Origin of the sequence: Rhizobium sp. WYCCWR 11128 (assembly GCF_013416305.1) — a bacterium.
GTDB lineage: Bacteria > Pseudomonadota > Alphaproteobacteria > Rhizobiales > Rhizobiaceae > Rhizobium > Rhizobium indicum.
The window spans coordinates 71,944-87,188 of record NZ_JACCEZ010000003.1 but is presented as its reverse complement, the minus strand read 5'-3'; the positions used below and the strand labels follow the sequence as shown (position 1 = coordinate 87,188).

At 61.3% G+C, this 15,245-nt stretch carries 13 protein-coding genes; 9 read left to right on the top strand and 4 right to left on the bottom strand.

Annotated elements, in window-relative coordinates:
- Nucleotides 1–34 precede the first annotated feature (34 nt).
- The 8 genes from HX898_RS12785 to HX898_RS12750 all read left to right on the top strand — a co-directional run bounded on the left by HX898_RS12785 (nucleotide 35) and on the right by HX898_RS12750 (nucleotide 9,472).
- Complete coding sequence (locus HX898_RS12785) at nucleotides 35–376, top strand: metalloregulator ArsR/SmtB family transcription factor (protein WP_138389523.1); 342 nt, start codon at nucleotides 35–37, stop codon at nucleotides 374–376.
- Between the two features lie 191 nt (nucleotides 377–567).
- A complete protein-coding gene (locus HX898_RS12780; RefSeq protein ID WP_003543441.1) occupies nucleotides 568–1,461 on the top strand; it encodes a LysR family transcriptional regulator in 894 nt (297 codons plus the stop codon).
- A gap of 136 nt (nucleotides 1,462–1,597) precedes the next feature.
- Nucleotides 1,598–2,077 carry a formate dehydrogenase subunit gamma gene (locus tag HX898_RS12775; RefSeq protein WP_138389524.1) on the top strand — a complete coding sequence of 160 codons (480 nt, stop codon included), beginning with the start codon at nucleotides 1,598–1,600 and terminating at the stop codon, nucleotides 2,075–2,077.
- Complete coding sequence (locus HX898_RS12770) at nucleotides 2,074–3,630, top strand: NADH-quinone oxidoreductase subunit NuoF (protein WP_180194807.1); 1,557 nt, start codon at nucleotides 2,074–2,076, stop codon at nucleotides 3,628–3,630. Before HX898_RS12775 ends, HX898_RS12770 begins: the two co-directional genes overlap by 4 nt.
- A 57-nt stretch (nucleotides 3,631–3,687) precedes the next feature.
- Nucleotides 3,688–6,567: a formate dehydrogenase subunit alpha gene (fdhF, locus tag HX898_RS12765; protein WP_138389526.1), complete on the top strand. Its 2,880-nt coding sequence runs from the start codon at nucleotides 3,688–3,690 to the stop codon at nucleotides 6,565–6,567.
- A 37-nt stretch (nucleotides 6,568–6,604) separates the two neighbouring features.
- Nucleotides 6,605–7,429: a formate dehydrogenase accessory sulfurtransferase FdhD gene (gene fdhD / locus HX898_RS12760; protein ID WP_138389527.1), complete on the top strand. Its 825-nt coding sequence runs from the start codon at nucleotides 6,605–6,607 to the stop codon at nucleotides 7,427–7,429.
- Entirely contained in the window at nucleotides 7,419–7,655 is a 237-nt protein-coding gene (locus tag HX898_RS12755; RefSeq protein WP_180194806.1) for a formate dehydrogenase subunit delta, read from the top strand. The genes fdhD and HX898_RS12755 overlap by 11 nt, the downstream gene beginning before the upstream one ends.
- Before the next feature lie 158 nt (nucleotides 7,656–7,813).
- Nucleotides 7,814–9,472: an OFA family MFS transporter gene (locus HX898_RS12750; RefSeq protein WP_138331737.1), complete on the top strand. Its 1,659-nt coding sequence runs from the start codon at nucleotides 7,814–7,816 to the stop codon at nucleotides 9,470–9,472.
- Between the two features lie 91 nt (nucleotides 9,473–9,563).
- Here the strand turns inward: HX898_RS12750 and HX898_RS12745 are convergent, their stop codons facing one another.
- The 4 genes from HX898_RS12745 to rocF form a co-directional block, all read right to left on the bottom strand.
- Nucleotides 9,564–11,324: a PAS domain-containing methyl-accepting chemotaxis protein gene (locus tag HX898_RS12745; RefSeq protein ID WP_138331736.1), complete on the bottom strand. Its 1,761-nt coding sequence runs from the start codon at nucleotides 11,322–11,324 to the stop codon at nucleotides 9,564–9,566.
- Between the two features lie 291 nt (nucleotides 11,325–11,615).
- Nucleotides 11,616–12,092: a chemotaxis protein CheW gene (locus HX898_RS12740; RefSeq protein ID WP_003543427.1), complete on the bottom strand. Its 477-nt coding sequence runs from the start codon at nucleotides 12,090–12,092 to the stop codon at nucleotides 11,616–11,618.
- 333 nt (nucleotides 12,093–12,425) lie between these two features.
- Nucleotides 12,426–13,625 (bottom strand): ornithine--oxo-acid transaminase, encoded by a 1,200-nt coding sequence (gene rocD, locus HX898_RS12735; protein WP_180194805.1) that lies wholly within the window; start codon nucleotides 13,623–13,625, stop codon nucleotides 12,426–12,428.
- A 75-nt stretch (nucleotides 13,626–13,700) separates the two neighbouring features.
- Nucleotides 13,701–14,636 (bottom strand): arginase, encoded by a 936-nt coding sequence (gene rocF / locus HX898_RS12730; RefSeq protein WP_138331734.1) that lies wholly within the window; start codon nucleotides 14,634–14,636, stop codon nucleotides 13,701–13,703.
- Nucleotides 14,637–14,759: 123 nt separating this feature from the next.
- Here rocF and HX898_RS12725 point away from each other — a divergent pair, with 123 nt between their 5' ends.
- A complete protein-coding gene (locus tag HX898_RS12725; protein ID WP_011653765.1) occupies nucleotides 14,760–15,197 on the top strand; it encodes an Lrp/AsnC family transcriptional regulator in 438 nt (145 codons plus the stop codon).
- The last annotated feature ends 48 nt before the right edge of the window (nucleotides 15,198–15,245 follow it).

Sequence of the window (15,245 nt, the reverse complement as noted above, 5' to 3'; positions counted from 1 at the left end):
TGATCTACTCATTGCCTCCCTTCCGAGATACCGTATGCCTTTGCCCAAACCCGAGCCGGGGATGTCCGGCCAGGAATTGCACAAACTCGCTGGAAAAGCCCATGAAGCGAGCGATCTGCTGAAAGCGCTAGCGCACCCGACCCGACTTCTGATCCTCTGCATATTGACGAACGAGGAGCGCACGGTGGGTGAGATCGAAAGTATCCTCGGCATCCAGCAGGCAATGGTTTCGCAGCAGCTGGCGCGGTTAAGGCTCGAAGGCCTGGTCCATACGCGCCGCCAGGGCAGGCTGGTCTATTACAGCATCGGCAATGTCAGCGTGCTTGCCTTCCTCGAATCGGTGTTCGATCTTTTCCCGGCTGCAGAAAACAGCTAGAGCATGATGCCGAAAAGTGTGCGCGGTTTTCGGACGACATCATGCTCTATTTCTTTGATTTAGATCAGGATTCAGATTTTAGGCCGATCGGGCCTAAAATCATCCTAATCTAGAGATCGCCCTTGCGGAGCACGGCTGCTGCGTCGAAGATAAACTGACCCGGACGATGTCACGCCGGATCGGGAGACCGGATGATCGACAAGCTGGAATTCTTCATCGCCCTTGCCAATGAAAAGCATTTTGGCCGCGCCGCGGAGGAGTGCGGGATCTCGCAGCCGACACTTTCGGCCGCCATCCGGCAGCTCGAGGATCAGCTCGGCGTCATGCTGGTGCAGCGCGGTTCGCGGTTCCAGGGGCTGACGCCGGAGGGGCAGCGCGTGCTCGAATGGGCCCGGCGCATCGTCGGCGATGCCCGCACGATGCGCGAGGAGATGCGCGCCGCGCGCCGCGGCCTTTCCGGCCACATTCGGCTCGCCGCCATTCCGACCGCACTTGCCATGCTGTCGCGCATCACCACGCCCTTTCAGGAGCGCCATCCCGGCGTGACCTTCTCGATCGTCTCGCGGAATTCTCTGCAGGTGCTGAGCATGCTCGAAAACCTCGAAATCGATGCCGGCATCACCTATCTCGAAAACGAGCCGCTCGGCCGCGTCACGACCGTTCCCCTTTATGCCGAGCGCTATAATCTGATCACGGCTGCCGGCAGCCCGCTATCTGATCGCGACAACGTGACCTGGCGGGAGATCGGCGACCTTCGGCTTTGTCTATTGACTGCCGACATGCAGAACCGCCGGATCATCAACCGCCACTTGACGGAAGCAGGCGCCACCGCGCATCCGACGCTCGAATCGAACTCGATGATTGTGTTGTTCTCGCATGTCAGGACTGGACGCTGGGCGAGCATCATGCCGCGCAACGTCGCCAAATCCTTCGGATTTCCAGTGGAAATCCGCATGATCCCGATCGTCGAGCCGGAGGCGCATCATCTGGTCGGCCTTGTTGCGCCTTATCGCGAGCCCTTCACGCCGCTTGTCTCGGCCTTGCTGCATGAAGCCAGAGTGCTCGTGCAAGATGAAGAACTTTGATAGAGAAAACCTATCAAGCAACGAGATAGCTTTATTGATCGCCGGCTGCTTCCCTGAGATGGTGGTTGCAGAATAGCACTCGGCCGGGGGGAGGCCCGCTATTCCGCAACGAGCAAGCGGCTGGGAGGGCTGCCTTATGACCATTCATATCGCCGAAGGCGATATTGCAGCACGCACCCGAGCCATCGTCGCCGATCTTCGCTTTCTCGAAGGGCCGCTGCTTCCCATTCTGCACGAGGTTCAGCAAGAATTTGGCTACGTGCCGCAGGAAGCCATGCCTGTTATCGCGGAGGAATTGAACCTCTCCCGCGCTGAGGTGCATGGCGTGGTGACCTTCTATCACGATTATCGCGACCATCCCGCCGGCCGGCATGTGCTGAAGCTCTGTCGCGCCGAAGCCTGTCAGTCGATGGGCGGCGATGCGCTGGCTGAACGCGTCAAGGCGCTGCTCGGCATCGATTTTCATCAAACGACGCTCGATGGCGGCGTGACGCTGGAGCCGGTCTACTGTCTCGGGCTCTGCGCCTGCGCGCCGGCAGTTATGCTCGACGGCGAGGTCTATGGCCGGGTCGACGATCAGACGGCGGCGGAACTCGTCGCGGAGGCACGCCGATGACGGTCAGGATATATGTTCCGCGCGATGCCGCAGCGCTGGCGCTCGGGGCCGAAAAGGTGGCAAAGGCGATTGCCCAGGAGATCGCCGCCCGCGGCTTCGATGCCGAGATCGTGCGCAACGGCTCGCGCGGAATGTTCTGGCTGGAGCCGCTGGTGGAGGTCGAGGTTGCCGGCAAGCGCATCGGCTACGGGTCGGTGAAGGCGAAGGATGTGCCTGATCTGTTCGATGCCGGGATGATTGATGGAGGCGAGCATCGGCTCTGTCTCGGGGAGGTTGAAGACCTCCCGTTCCTCAAGGAACAGACCCGCCTGACCTTCGCCCGCTGTGGCGTCACCGATCCGCTTTCGCTTGGCGATTACGAGGCGCATGGCGGTCTTGCCGGCCTTCGCCGCGCCATCTCGATGACACCAGTCGATATCGTCAAGGAAATCACCGATTCCGGCTTGCGCGGACGCGGCGGCGCCGGCTTTCCCACCGGCATCAAGTGGAAGACCGTTCTCGATGCCGCCGGCGAACGCAAATATATCGTCTGCAATGCCGATGAGGGCGACAGCGGCACCTTTGCCGACCGGATGATCATGGAGGGCGATCCCTTCGTGCTGATCGAGGGCATGGCGATATCAGGGCTCGCGACCGGGGCGACCAAGGGCTTCATTTATACGCGTTCGGAATATCCGCATGCGATCGCTGTCATGACCGAGGCTGTCGGCATCGCACGCCAGGCCGGCATTCTCGGACCATCGGTGCTCGGCTCCGGCCGCGCCTTCGATATCGAGGTGCGCACCGGCGCCGGCGCCTATGTCTGCGGCGAGGAGACGGCGCTGCTCAACAGTCTCGAGGGCAAGCGCGGCATCGTGCGTGCCAAGCCGCCGCTGCCGGCGCATAAGGGGCTGTTTAACTGTCCGACCGTCATCAACAATGTGATCTCGCTGGCTTCGGTGCCCGTCATCATGGAAAAGGGCGCGGCCTTCTATCGCGATTTCGGCATGGGCCGCTCACGCGGCACCATCCCGCTGCAGATTGCCGGCAATGTCAGATATGGCGGCCTCTTTGAGACGGCCTTCGGTCTTTCGCTCGGAGATATCGTCGACAGGATCGGTGGGGGGACGGCGACGGGACGGCCGGTCAAGGCCGTGCAGGTCGGTGGACCGCTCGGCGCTTATTTCCCCCGGGCGCTGTTCGACACGCCGTTCGATTACGAATCCTTCGCCGCCAAGGACGGGCTGATCGGCCATGCCGGCATCGTCGTCTTCGACGACACGGCCGATATGCTGAAGCAGGCGCGTTTCGCCATGGAATTCTGCGCCGTCGAAAGCTGCGGAAAGTGCACGCCCTGCCGCATCGGCTCGACGCGCGGCGTGGAGACGGCCGACAAGATCGCTCACGGCATCGAGCCGGAGAAGAACCGGGCGCTGCTTGCCGATCTCTGCAACACGATGAAGTTCGGCTCGCTCTGTGCGCTGGGTGGGTTCACACCCTATCCTGTGATGAGCGCCATGACGCATTTCCCGGAGGATTTTTCGCCGGCACCTCTGGTGGAGGCGGCGGAATGACGCGTTTTTCATGGAACGCCTGCGCTGACCTCACCATCTCAAGCAAGGAGACCCATCATGTCTCTCATCCATGAAATCGACTACGGCACCCCCGCTTCGAAATCCGAGGCCATGGTGACGCTCACCATCGACGGACAGCAGATCAGCGTGCCGGAGGGCACCTCGATCATGCGCGCCTCGATGGAGGTCGGCATCAAGGTGCCGAAGCTCTGTGCCACCGATATGGTCGATGCTTTCGGCTCCTGCCGGCTCTGCCTCGTCGAGATCGAGGGCCGCAACGGCACGCCCTCCTCCTGCACGACGCCGGTGGCGGCAAACATGGTGGTGCACACGCAGACGGGGCGATTGAAGGATATCCGCCGCGGCGTGATGGAACTCTATATTTCCGACCATCCGCTCGACTGTCTCACTTGCGCAGCCAACGGCGATTGCGAATTGCAGGACATGGCAGGCGCCGTCGGCCTGCGCGATGTGCGCTACGGCTATGAGGGCGACAATCACGTCAAGGCGCGCAGCAATGGCGACATCAATCTGAAATGGATGCCGAAGGACGAGTCCAATCCCTATTTCACCTATGATCCTTCTAAGTGCATCGTCTGTTCGCGCTGCGTGCGCGCCTGCGAGGAAGTACAGGGAACCTTCGCGCTGACGATCGAGGGGCGCGGTTTTGGCTCGCGCGTTTCGCCCGGCATGCATGAGCATTTCATCGATTCCGAATGCGTCTCCTGCGGCGCCTGCGTCCAGGCCTGCCCGACGGCGACGTTGACGGAGAAGTCGGTGATCCAGATCGGCCAACCGGAGCATTCGGCCGTGACCACCTGCGCCTATTGCGGCGTCGGCTGTTCTTTCAAGGCGGAAATGCGCGGCGAGGAACTGGTGCGCATGGTGCCGTGGAAGGACGGTCAGGCCAATCGCGGCCATTCCTGCGTCAAGGGCCGCTTCGCCTATGGCTATTCCACCCATAAGGACCGCATCCTCAATCCGATGATCCGCGAGAAGGTCAGCGATCCCTGGCGGGAAGTGAGCTGGGACGAGGCCTTCGCGCATGTGGCGCTGGAGTTCCGCCGCATCCAGTATCAATACGGCCGCGAGGCGATTGGCGGCATCACCTCGTCGCGCTGCACCAATGAGGAAACGTATCTGGTGCAGAAGCTGATCCGCGCCGGTTTCGGCAACAACAATGTCGATACCTGCGCCCGCGTCTGCCATTCGCCGACGGGTTACGGCCTCGGCCAGACCTTCGGCACGTCGGCGGGCACGCAGGATTTCGACAGCGTCGAGCATTCCGACGTCGTCATCGTCATCGGCGCCAATCCGACCGACGGACATCCGGTGTTCGGCTCGCGGCTGAAGAAGCGGCTGCGCCAGGGCGCCAAGCTCATCGTCATCGATCCGCGCCGCACCGATATCGTCCGCTCGCCGCATATCGAGGCCTCCTATCACCTGCCGCTGAAGCCCGGCACCAATGTCGCGGTCATGACGGCGTTGGCGCATGTGATCGTCACCGAAGGGCTCTTTGACGAGGCGTTCATCCGCGAGCGCTGCGACTGGTCGGAGTTCGAGGACTGGGCGGCCTTCGTCGCCGAACCGCAGCACAGTCCCGAAGAGACCGAGATCTTCACCGGCGTGCCGGCGGCGGATCTGCGCGGTGCGGCACGGCTCTATGCCAAGGGCGGCAATGGGGCGATCTATTATGGCCTCGGCGTCACCGAACACAGCCAGGGCTCGACCACGGTGATCGCGATTGCCAATCTGGCGATGGCGACCGGCAATATCGGCCGTCCCGGCGTCGGTGTGAATCCGCTGCGCGGCCAGAACAATGTGCAGGGCTCCTGCGACATGGGCTCGTTCCCGCACGAACTGCCGGGCTACCGGCACATTTCCGACGATGCGACGCGCGATATCTTCGAAAAGCTCTGGGGCGTGAAGCTCAACAACGAGCCGGGCCTGCGTATTCCGAACATGCTGGATGCGGCAGTCGACGGCTCCTTCAAAGGCATTTACATTCAGGGCGAAGACATCCTGCAGTCCGATCCCGATACCAAACATGTCGCGGCCGGGCTTGCGGCGATGGAATGCGTCGTCGTGCAGGATCTGTTCCTCAACGAGACCGCCAATTACGCCCATGTCTTCCTGCCGGGCTCGACCTTCCTCGAGAAGGACGGCACCTTCACCAATGCCGAACGACGCATCAATCGCGTGCGCAAGGTGATGTCGCCGCGCAACGGCTATGGCGACTGGGAAGTGACGCAGAAGCTTGCCCAGGCGATGGCGCTCGACTGGAATTACACCCATCCGTCGGAAATCATGGACGAGATCGCCGCGACGACGCCGAGTTTTGCCATGGTCTCCTACGACTATCTCGATAAAATGGGCTCGGTGCAGTGGCCCTGCAACGAGAAGAACCCGCTCGGCTCGCCGATCATGCATGTCAACGGCTTCGTGCGCGGCAAGGGCAAGTTCATCCGCACCGAATACGTGGCGACGGACGAGCGTACCGGTCCGCGCTTCCCGCTGCTGCTGACAACCGGCCGCATCCTCAGCCAGTACAATGTCGGAGCGCAAACGCGGCGGACCGAGAATGTCGTCTGGCATGCCGAAGACCGGCTGGAAATCCATCCACACGATGCCGAGCAGCGCGGCGTTCGCGACGGCGACTGGGTGAAGCTCGGCAGCCGCTCCGGCGACACGACGCTCAGGGCGCTGATCACCGATCGCGTCGCGCCGGGTGTCGTCTATACGACCTTCCATCATCCAACGACGCAGGCGAACGTCATCACCACCGATTTCTCCGACTGGGCGACCAACTGCCCGGAATACAAGGTAACGGCGGTGCAGGTCTCGCCCTCTAACGGGCCGAGCGAATGGCAGCTCGAATATGACGAGCAGGCGCGGCAGTCGCGCCGCATCGCCGGCAAGCTCGAGGCGGCGGAGTGACGATGCGGGGGCGGCTCTGTAGGCAGGAACGCGTATCATGACATTCACCGTCACCGCCCGTGCTCCCGAAACCGCCCGCCGCAACGGCGTCCTCCAGACCGGTTCGCGCATCGTGCCGGAAGAGGTGCCGATCGCTTTTTCCTATGGCGGCAGTTCGCATGCGGTGATGATGGCAACGCCTGATGATCTCGAGGATTTTGCGATCGGATTCAGCCTGACCGAAGGGATCATCACCGGGCCGGCGGAGATATCAGGCATCGAGGTCGTCGAGGGCGAGCAGGGGATCGATGTGCAGGTGAGCCTGATCGACGACGTCGCCGATCGGCTGCGGGCACGACGCCGTAGCATGGCGGGACCGGTCGGCTGCGGGCTCTGCGGCATCGAAACGATCGAACAGGCGGTACGGCCGGTGCCTGACGTTTCGACATCGCCGTTGGCGCTGTCGCATGCGGATATCGTCCGCGCCGTTTCGCTTCTGAACGAGGCGCAGCCGCTGCATCGTGAGACGCGGGCGGTGCATGGCGCCGGGTTCTATCTTCCCGACAGGGGGCTGATTGCCGTGCGCGAAGATGTCGGCCGGCACAATGCGCTGGACAAGCTCTGCGGCGCCGTTATCCGCGCCAGTGAAAGAGGCGGGGATGGCGCCGTCGTCGTCACCAGCCGGCTCTCCGTCGAGATGGTGCAGAAAGCGGCGATCCTCGGCAGCCCGGTGCTCATCGCCATATCGGCGCCGACGGCTCTCGCCATCCGCACGGCCGAAGAAGCCGGCATGACGCTCGTCGCGCTGGTGCGCGGCGAGGATTTCGAGATTTTCACCCACCCGCACCGCATCTCGCCCGGAAGCATTGCCGATGTCGCATGATACCAAGACCAAGCTCGTTTATATGGCAAACCAGATCGCCACCTACTTCAAGAGCCAGCCGGAAAGCGAGGCAGCGCAGGGGGTCGCCACCCATATCAACAAATTCTGGGACCCGCGCATGCGGCGGCAATTGTTCGAAATTCTGGAGAATGAGGAGAATGGCCTGGACGCGCTCGTGCTTCAGGCCATTCCTCTGATTAGAAAGCCGGAGCCGGTAACACACTAAAGCGCGTTCCTCGCGCTTTAGGTATTTATTTCAATGCTTTAATTCCAAAGTCCAGGATCGGTCCGTGCGGAAGGGAGGCAGGAGCAACCTGCCTGCGCATGTGCCGGTGGACAGTAAAGGCTGAAATCAAACCAGATTTGAATCAAGGAGGAGTTTTCATGACTGCAGCGGAAACACGTACAGACGGGGCGTTGGCGGGCCTAGGCCTGCTCGATCGGGAAAGGATCGTCGCAAGGCCCGGGTTCAATCGGTGGCTGGTGCCGCCGGCAGCGCTCGCCATCCATCTCTGCATCGGCATGGCCTATGGTTTCAGCGTGTTCTGGCTGCCGCTTTCCAAGTCGCTCGGGATCACGGCCTCGACGGCCTGCCCCGATCTGACACTTGCCTCGGCGCTGTTCACCACGACCTGCGACTGGCGCGTTGCCGACCTCGGCTGGATCTATACGCTGTTCTTCGTTCTGCTTGGTTCGTCCGCCGCCATCTGGGGCGGCTGGCTCGAGCGCGCCGGTCCGCGCAAGGCGGGCGTCGTTTCCGCCTGCTGCTGGTGCGGCGGCATCATTCTTGCCGCGATCGGCGTCATCACCCATCAGCTCTGGCTGATGTGGTTGGGTGCCGGCGTCATCGGCGGCATCGGTCTCGGTCTCGGCTACATCTCGCCGGTCTCGACGCTGATCAAATGGTTTCCCGACCGGCGCGGCATGGCGACCGGTATGGCGATCATGGGCTTCGGCGGCGGTGCGATGATCGGCGCCCCATTGGCCAACCTGCTGATGAATACTTTCAAGACCGACAGTTCGGTCGGCGTCTGGCAGACCTTCATCGTCATGGCGGTGATCTATTTCGTCTTCATGATGGGCGGCGCCTTCGGCTATCGCATTCCGCCGGCCGGCTGGCGTCCCGAGGGTTGGACGCCGCCTGCAGCCAAGAGCACGATGATCACCACCAAACATGTGCACCTGCGCGATGCCCACAGGACAAAACAGTTCTGGCTGATCTGGGCGGTGCTTTGCCTCAACGTTTCGGCCGGTATCGGCGTTATCGGCATGGCCTCGCCAATGCTGCAGGAAATCTTCGCCGGTTCGCTGATCGGCCTGCCGGATGTCGGCTTCGCCCAGCTCGACGCCGGGCAGAAGGCATCGATCGCCACGATCGCCGCCGGTTTCGCCGGTTTGCTGTCGCTCTTCAACATCGGCGGACGATTCTTCTGGGCGTCGCTGTCCGACAAGATCGGCCGCAAGAATACCTATTATTGCTTCTTCGTCCTCGGCATCGTGCTCTATGCGCTGGCGCCCACTTTCGCAGGCATGGGCAACAAGGCGCTGTTCGTTCTCTCCTTCGGCATCATCCTGTCGATGTACGGCGGCGGCTTCGCGACGATCCCGGCCTATCTTGCCGATATTTTCGGCACGCAGTTCGTCGGCGCCATCCACGGCCGGCTGCTGACGGCCTGGGCAACGGCCGGCATCGTCGGGCCCGTCGTCGTCAACTATATCCGCGAAGCGCAGATTGCCGCCGGCGTTGCACCCGGGCCAACCCTCTATACCGGCACCATGTATATCCTCGCCGGCATGCTGGCGGTCGGGCTCATCGCCAATGCGCTGATCAGGCCTCTTTCGGACAAGTGGTTCATGTCCGATGACGAGGTTGCTGCGCTGCAGGCGAAGTCGGCGGCGGTCAATGCCGGCCCGACGGGTTCCTTCGGCATCGGCACAGGCGGGCTGGACGCCAAGGCGATGCTTGCCTGGGCCGTCGTCGGCATTCCGCTGCTGTGGGGTGTCTGGGTGACGCTGAGGGCAACCTTCGCGCTGTTCGGCTAAGCCATCAAAGCGCGTCGCATGGGTTTCATGCGGCGCGCTTTATCTTCGTATACAGCGCATCTGATCAAAGTGCCGCCTGCACCGGTATGGTTCAGAACTCTTCCCAGCTCTGGGCGGTCGCTGCGCCTGCACTATGCGCCTTTGCGACACGTGAAACGAGGTGCAGCGCCGGTGAGCCCGCCTGTCTTGGCCCAGCTCCGCCGATGGACTGCGTTTGACCCGGTAGGCGGAACCTCGCCAGCAGGACACGCAGCGTTTCGGCTTCTCTCGCAAGGCTGTGGCTGGCGGCGGTACTTTCTTCGACCATCGCGGCATTTTGCTGGGTTGCCTGATCCAGCGTATTGACCGCCTGGTTGATTTCCTTGAGGCCGGTTGCCTGTTCCCTGGAGGCTTCGACGATGGCGACGACATTGCCGTTGATATCGCCGACCTGTGCGACGATCGCCTCGAGCGCCTTGCCGGTCTCGCCGACGAGGCCGACGCCGTTCTTGACATGCTCGCCCGACGTGTTGATCAGTGCCTTGATCTCCTTGGCAGCTTTGGCGGAGCGCTGGGCGAGCTCCCGCACTTCCTGAGCCACGACCGCAAAGCCCTTGCCGGCTTCACCGGCGCGGGCCGCCTCGACGCCGGCATTCAGCGCAAGCAAGTTCGTCTGGAAGGCGATGTCGTCGATGACGCCGATGATGTTGGTGATCTCGCGGGAGGACTGTTCGATCTGACCCATGGCGGCGACGGCATTGCGGACCACGACGCCGGAATGTTCGGCGCCCTGTTTGGTGATGGCGACGAGGCGACCCGCCTCGTCGGCGCTACGGCTGGAATCGTTGACGGTCGTGGTGATCTCCTCCAACGCGGCGGCCGTCTCTTCGATCGATGCTGCTTGCTGTTCCGTTCGCTTGGAGAAGGAGTCGGCCGCTGCGCCGATCTCGCTCGACCCTGCGGCGATCGCACCGGCATTCTCACCGATCGTCTTGATGGTCTCGGATAGGCCTTTGACAGCGGTGTTGAAATCGTGCCGCAGCTGCTCCATCGATGGAACGAAAGGCGTGTCCACCGTTCTTGTCAGGTCGCCTTCGGAGAGATTGCGCAGCGCTGTGCCGAGAAGGGAAATGGCGCTCATGCGCTGGGTAACGTCGGTCGCGAACTTCACGATCTTGTAGACTTTGCCGTCGGCATCGAGGATCGGGTTGTAGGCCGCCTGTATCCAGATTTGCCGGCCACCCTTGCCGAACCTGACAAATTCGTTGGCGATGAACTCGCCGTGCGCCAACCGCTTCCAGAAGTTGGTGTAGTCGGCCGTATCCGTATAGGCACGATCGCAGAACATGCTGTGGTGCTTGCCGGTGATCTCGGCGAGCGAATACCCCATGGCATTGCAGAAATTCTCGTTGGCGGTCAGGATTTCACCCACCGGGGTAAATTCGATCACCGCCTGCGAGCGCGAGATCGCCTCCAGCTTGCCGGAATCCTCCACCGCCTTCTTTTTCGTTGCGGTGATGTCGGCCGCGAATTTCACGACCTTGTATGGTTTGCCCCCTTTGAAAACCGGATTGTAGGACGCCTGGATCCATATTTCCCGATTGCCCTTGGCAAAGCGTTTGTAGGCGCCGGCGTCATATTCGCCGCGCCCGAGCCGCGCCCAGAATTCGCGATACTCCGCGGTTGCCGTATAAGCCCGCTCGCAGAACATGCCGTGATGCTTACCAACGATCTCGCTCAGGCTGTATCCAAGCGCGTTGCAGAAATTTTCGTTCGCCTTGAGGATATTTCCTTTGAGATCGAATTCTATGATCGCCTGCGATTTGGAGATGGCATCAAGAATGTATTTCGTATCGGAGCTTAGACCAAACATTCCTGTCCCTTTGAGATGCGCAGCTTTGCTGCTTAGGCTGGTAGACGCAAAGGTCGACGAGGAGTGCCGGTCCCGGGACGAACCGTTGACCGGTTCGCAATCCCAATGTGCCGCAAACGTGTCATCCGAACGCTTCACAATCATGCTGACGGGGCATGGTTAATATTGCGTATAAAAGCTGTTTCTAATTTTATGATGTCAGGATGAAAGTCGCAGCTTAGCCGGGTGTCTGGCGCAATAAAAAACCGCCTGAGAGGGCGGTTTTTCAATAAATTAGTGGTTTTTCAAAGATCAGGCGGCCAGTTCATCCGTCTCGTTTTCCTTGAACATCTTGGCGAGGTTCAGGAAGCAGATCATGCCATTCTCCGAGGCGATGATGCCTTCGCAATAGGCCCGGTCGAAGGAGGCGGTTACCTCGGGCACCGGCTGGACCTGGCTGGACGAGATGGTGAGAATGTCCGAGACGCGGTCGACCAGCATGCCGATGACCATGCTGTGAACTTCGGCGACGACGATGGCGCTGCGCTCATTGGCGACCGTGCTCTTCATGCCGAGCTTGAAAGCAAGATCGATGATCGGGATCACCGAGCCGCGCAGGTTCATGACACCGATGACATCGGCCGGTGCATGCGGGATCGGCGTCGACGGCGCCCAGCCGCGGATTTCGCGGATGGTCGTGGTCTTGACGCAGAATTCCTGATCATGCAGGCGGAAGGCAATAATTTCGAGCGTATCGCCGCTGAAGTTAGTCGAATTGATCGTGGCCATTAGAATTCTTCCCAACTATCGTAAGCCAGGGCAGAAGCGGATGCGCCACCATTGGCGCGGACAAGCTTTGCCTTCATACCACGCGATGGCTTTGCGCTCGGCGAAGCATCGTTACGGTTATCGATGACTTTAGCGAAAGAGTGTTGCCCAAATCTAAATTGAAAGACGAGATTGAGAAGGTTTTTAAGCTCGGATGAAGGGGAGGCAGTTTTGCTGCCGATCTCCTCCAGCCGATATTTTTGCAGCAATTCAAAGTGCTACAGCGTCCTTTGCGCGTCTAAAAGACGCGCGGCGCTGCAGTCGGGATTCTGAAGAAGAATTTCGCCGATTTACTCAGCTTATCGTCTTTTCGATCTGCGAGACCGCCCAATCGACCTGCTCCCTTGATATGACCAGTGGCGGAGCGAGGCGAATCGTGTGGTCGTGGGTGTCCTTGGCGAGAAGGCCGCGCTCCTTCAGCGCATGGCAATATTGCCGGGCGCCGCCGGCTTCGGGTTCCAGCTCGATGGCCATCATCAGGCCGCGGCCGCGTACGTCCCTGACGATGTTCGAGCGGATCGATCTCAGGCCTTCGAGGAAGTAGTCGCCCATAACAGCGGCGTTCTCGATCATGCCCTCTTCCGCCAGCACCTTGAGTGCTGCGCGCGCCACTGCGCAGGCGAGCGGATTGCCGCCGAAGGTCGAACCGTGCTGGCCGGGCTTCAGCACGCCCAGAACTTCGGAATTCGAAAGCACGGCCGACACCGGATAGAAGCCGCCGGACAGCGCCTTGCCGATCAGCGTCACGTCGGCCTCGATGCCTTCGTGCTCCTCGGCCAGCAGCTTGCCGGTACGGCCGAGGCCTGTCTGGATCTCGTCGAGGATGAGGGTGACGTTGTTTGCCGTGCAAAGCTCGCGGATGCGGGTGAAATAGCCCGACGGCGGGATGATGACGCCGGCTTCCCCCTGGATCGGTTCGATCAGGGCGGCCACGGTATTGCTGTTGATTGCGGCGGCGAAAGCCTCGGCATCGCCGAAGGGAATGATGCGGAAACCTGACGTGTAGGGGCCGAAACCGCTGCGGGCATCGGGATCTGTGGAGAAACTGATGATGCTCAGCGTGCGGCCGTGGAAATTATCGGCGCAGACGATGATTTCCGCCTTGCCCTCCGACACGCCCTTGACCTCGTAACCCCATTTGCGCACCGCCTTGATGGCGGTCTCCACCGCTTCGGCGCCGGAATTCATCGGCAGGATCTTATGCGAGCCGGTGAGAGCCGCGAGCTCTTCGTAGAGATAGGCGAGCTGATCATTGCGGAAGGCGCGGGAGGTGAGCGTCAGCCTGCCTGCCTGTTCGACCATGGCGGCGAGGATTTTCGGATGGCAGTGGCCCTGGTTGACGGCGGAATAGGCCGAGAGACAATCGAGATAACGGTTGCCGTCGGTATCCCAGACATAAACACCTTCGCCACGCGTCAGCACCACGTCGAGCGGCTTGTAGTTATGGGCGCCGAGCCGTTGTTCCGTGGCGATCAGTTTTTCCGAAGTGTTCATGGTCGTACTCCCTCTAATCTTATTTCACGCATGTCGTTATCGCAAAACCGCTGCACACTTTTGCTCGACATGCTCTTATGCAGCGCGTGTCGGACGATCGAAGATACGGCGGCCGAAGAGGCTTGCCGTCAGCTCGACCAGGATGCGGGCGCTCTTGCCGCGATCGTCGAGAAACGGATTGAGCTCTACGAGATCGAGCGACGAGACGAGGCCGCTGTCCGAAAGCATTTCCATGACCAGATGCGCCTCGCGAAAGGTCGCACCGCCAGGCACCGTCGTGCCGACGCCGGGGGCAATCTCGGGATCGAGGAAATCGAGGTCGAGGCTGACATGCAGCAGGCCGTTCGCCTTGGTGACGACATCGAGGATCTCACGCATGATGGCGCCGATGCCCTGCTCGTCGATCGCGCGCATGTCGAAGACATTGACGCCGTGTTCGTGGATTTCCTCGCGCTCGCGCGCATCGACCGAACGGATGCCGACCTGGAAGACATTCTTCGGATCGACGAACGGACGGTCGTTCGGCAGGATCTCGGCGAACTCCGCCTCGCCGCAGAAGAAGGCGACCGGCATGCCATGAATATTGCCGGAGGGCGACGTCGCCGGAGAATTGAAATCGGCATGGGCATCGAGCCAGAGCACGAAGAGCGGGCGGCCTTTGCTGGCGGCATAGCGGGCCATTCCGGAGACGCTGCCCATGGAAAGGCTGTGGTCGCCGCCAAGAATCAGCGGGAAACGGCCGGAGGCGGCCACGTCGTGGACGCTGCTTTCGAGGGCGCGCGTGAAGGCGCCGACGATCCTCAGATTGTGGGCTTTTGGATGGTTCGGCAGATCCATCGCCGGCACGATCCTGAGATCGCCGATATCGGCGACGTCATGGCCAAGCTCGATCAGCGTCTGGTCGACGCCGGCTATGCGCAGGGCCGCGGGGCCCATGGCAGCCCCTCTGCGGCCGGAGCCTTCTTCCAGCGGCGCGCCGATGAGGGTGACAGATCGCGATTGCGCATTCATGTGGAGGGCTCCGTGTTGAGGCCTGTTTCGGCCGATAGTGGGACAAAGGGCTGGCGGCAAAAAGATGGAAAAGTGTCAGAAATGGACTATGATTGCGCAGATTGATAAACCCATTTTGACAAAGTGATCAGCGTGGATGATCTCGACACCGAACTTCTGAGTGCACTTCGCCATAACGCCCGGATTTCCGTCTCCTCGCTTGCGGCGATGACCGGCGCATCGCGGGCAACGGTTGCCACCCGTATCGACCGGCTGGTGGCCAGCGGCACCATCGTCGGCTTCACCATCCGCACCGGCCATGAGACGCGCTCCGCCGGCGTGCGCGCCATCGTCATGATCGAGGTGCTCGGCAAGCTCGCCGACAGGGTGGCCGATCAGTTAAGGGGCCTGCCGCAGGTGCGCGCGCTTCACAGCACCAACGGCAAATGGGATTTCGTCGCCGAACTCGAGGATCGCGACCTTGCCGCCTTCGACGAGACGCTGCGCCGCATCCGGCTAATCAACGGCATCAATTCGACCGAGACCAACATCCTTCTGAAGACCAGCAAAACCGGTTTCTAAGCCGGCTTAAAGCTCGTGCATGCTGTCCTCAAACTGCTGCACAGCTTC

Coding starts and splice junctions, on each gene's coding strand:
- HX898_RS12785 (WP_138389523.1), top strand. CDS start 35: ATGCCTTTGCCCAAACCCGAGCCGGGGATGTCCGGCCAGGAATTGCAC.
- HX898_RS12780 (WP_003543441.1), top strand. CDS start 568: ATGATCGACAAGCTGGAATTCTTCATCGCCCTTGCCAATGAAAAGCAT.
- HX898_RS12775 (WP_138389524.1), top strand. CDS start 1,598: ATGACCATTCATATCGCCGAAGGCGATATTGCAGCACGCACCCGAGCC.
- HX898_RS12770 (WP_180194807.1), top strand. CDS start 2,074: ATGACGGTCAGGATATATGTTCCGCGCGATGCCGCAGCGCTGGCGCTC.
- fdhF (WP_138389526.1), top strand. CDS start 3,688: ATGTCTCTCATCCATGAAATCGACTACGGCACCCCCGCTTCGAAATCC.
- fdhD (WP_138389527.1), top strand. CDS start 6,605: ATGACATTCACCGTCACCGCCCGTGCTCCCGAAACCGCCCGCCGCAAC.
- HX898_RS12755 (WP_180194806.1), top strand. CDS start 7,419: ATGTCGCATGATACCAAGACCAAGCTCGTTTATATGGCAAACCAGATC.
- HX898_RS12750 (WP_138331737.1), top strand. CDS start 7,814: ATGACTGCAGCGGAAACACGTACAGACGGGGCGTTGGCGGGCCTAGGC.
- HX898_RS12745 (WP_138331736.1), bottom strand. CDS start 11,324: ATGTTTGGTCTAAGCTCCGATACGAAATACATTCTTGATGCCATCTCC.
- HX898_RS12740 (WP_003543427.1), bottom strand. CDS start 12,092: ATGGCCACGATCAATTCGACTAACTTCAGCGGCGATACGCTCGAAATT.
- rocD (WP_180194805.1), bottom strand. CDS start 13,625: ATGAACACTTCGGAAAAACTGATCGCCACGGAACAACGGCTCGGCGCC.
- rocF (WP_138331734.1), bottom strand. CDS start 14,636: ATGAATGCGCAATCGCGATCTGTCACCCTCATCGGCGCGCCGCTGGAA.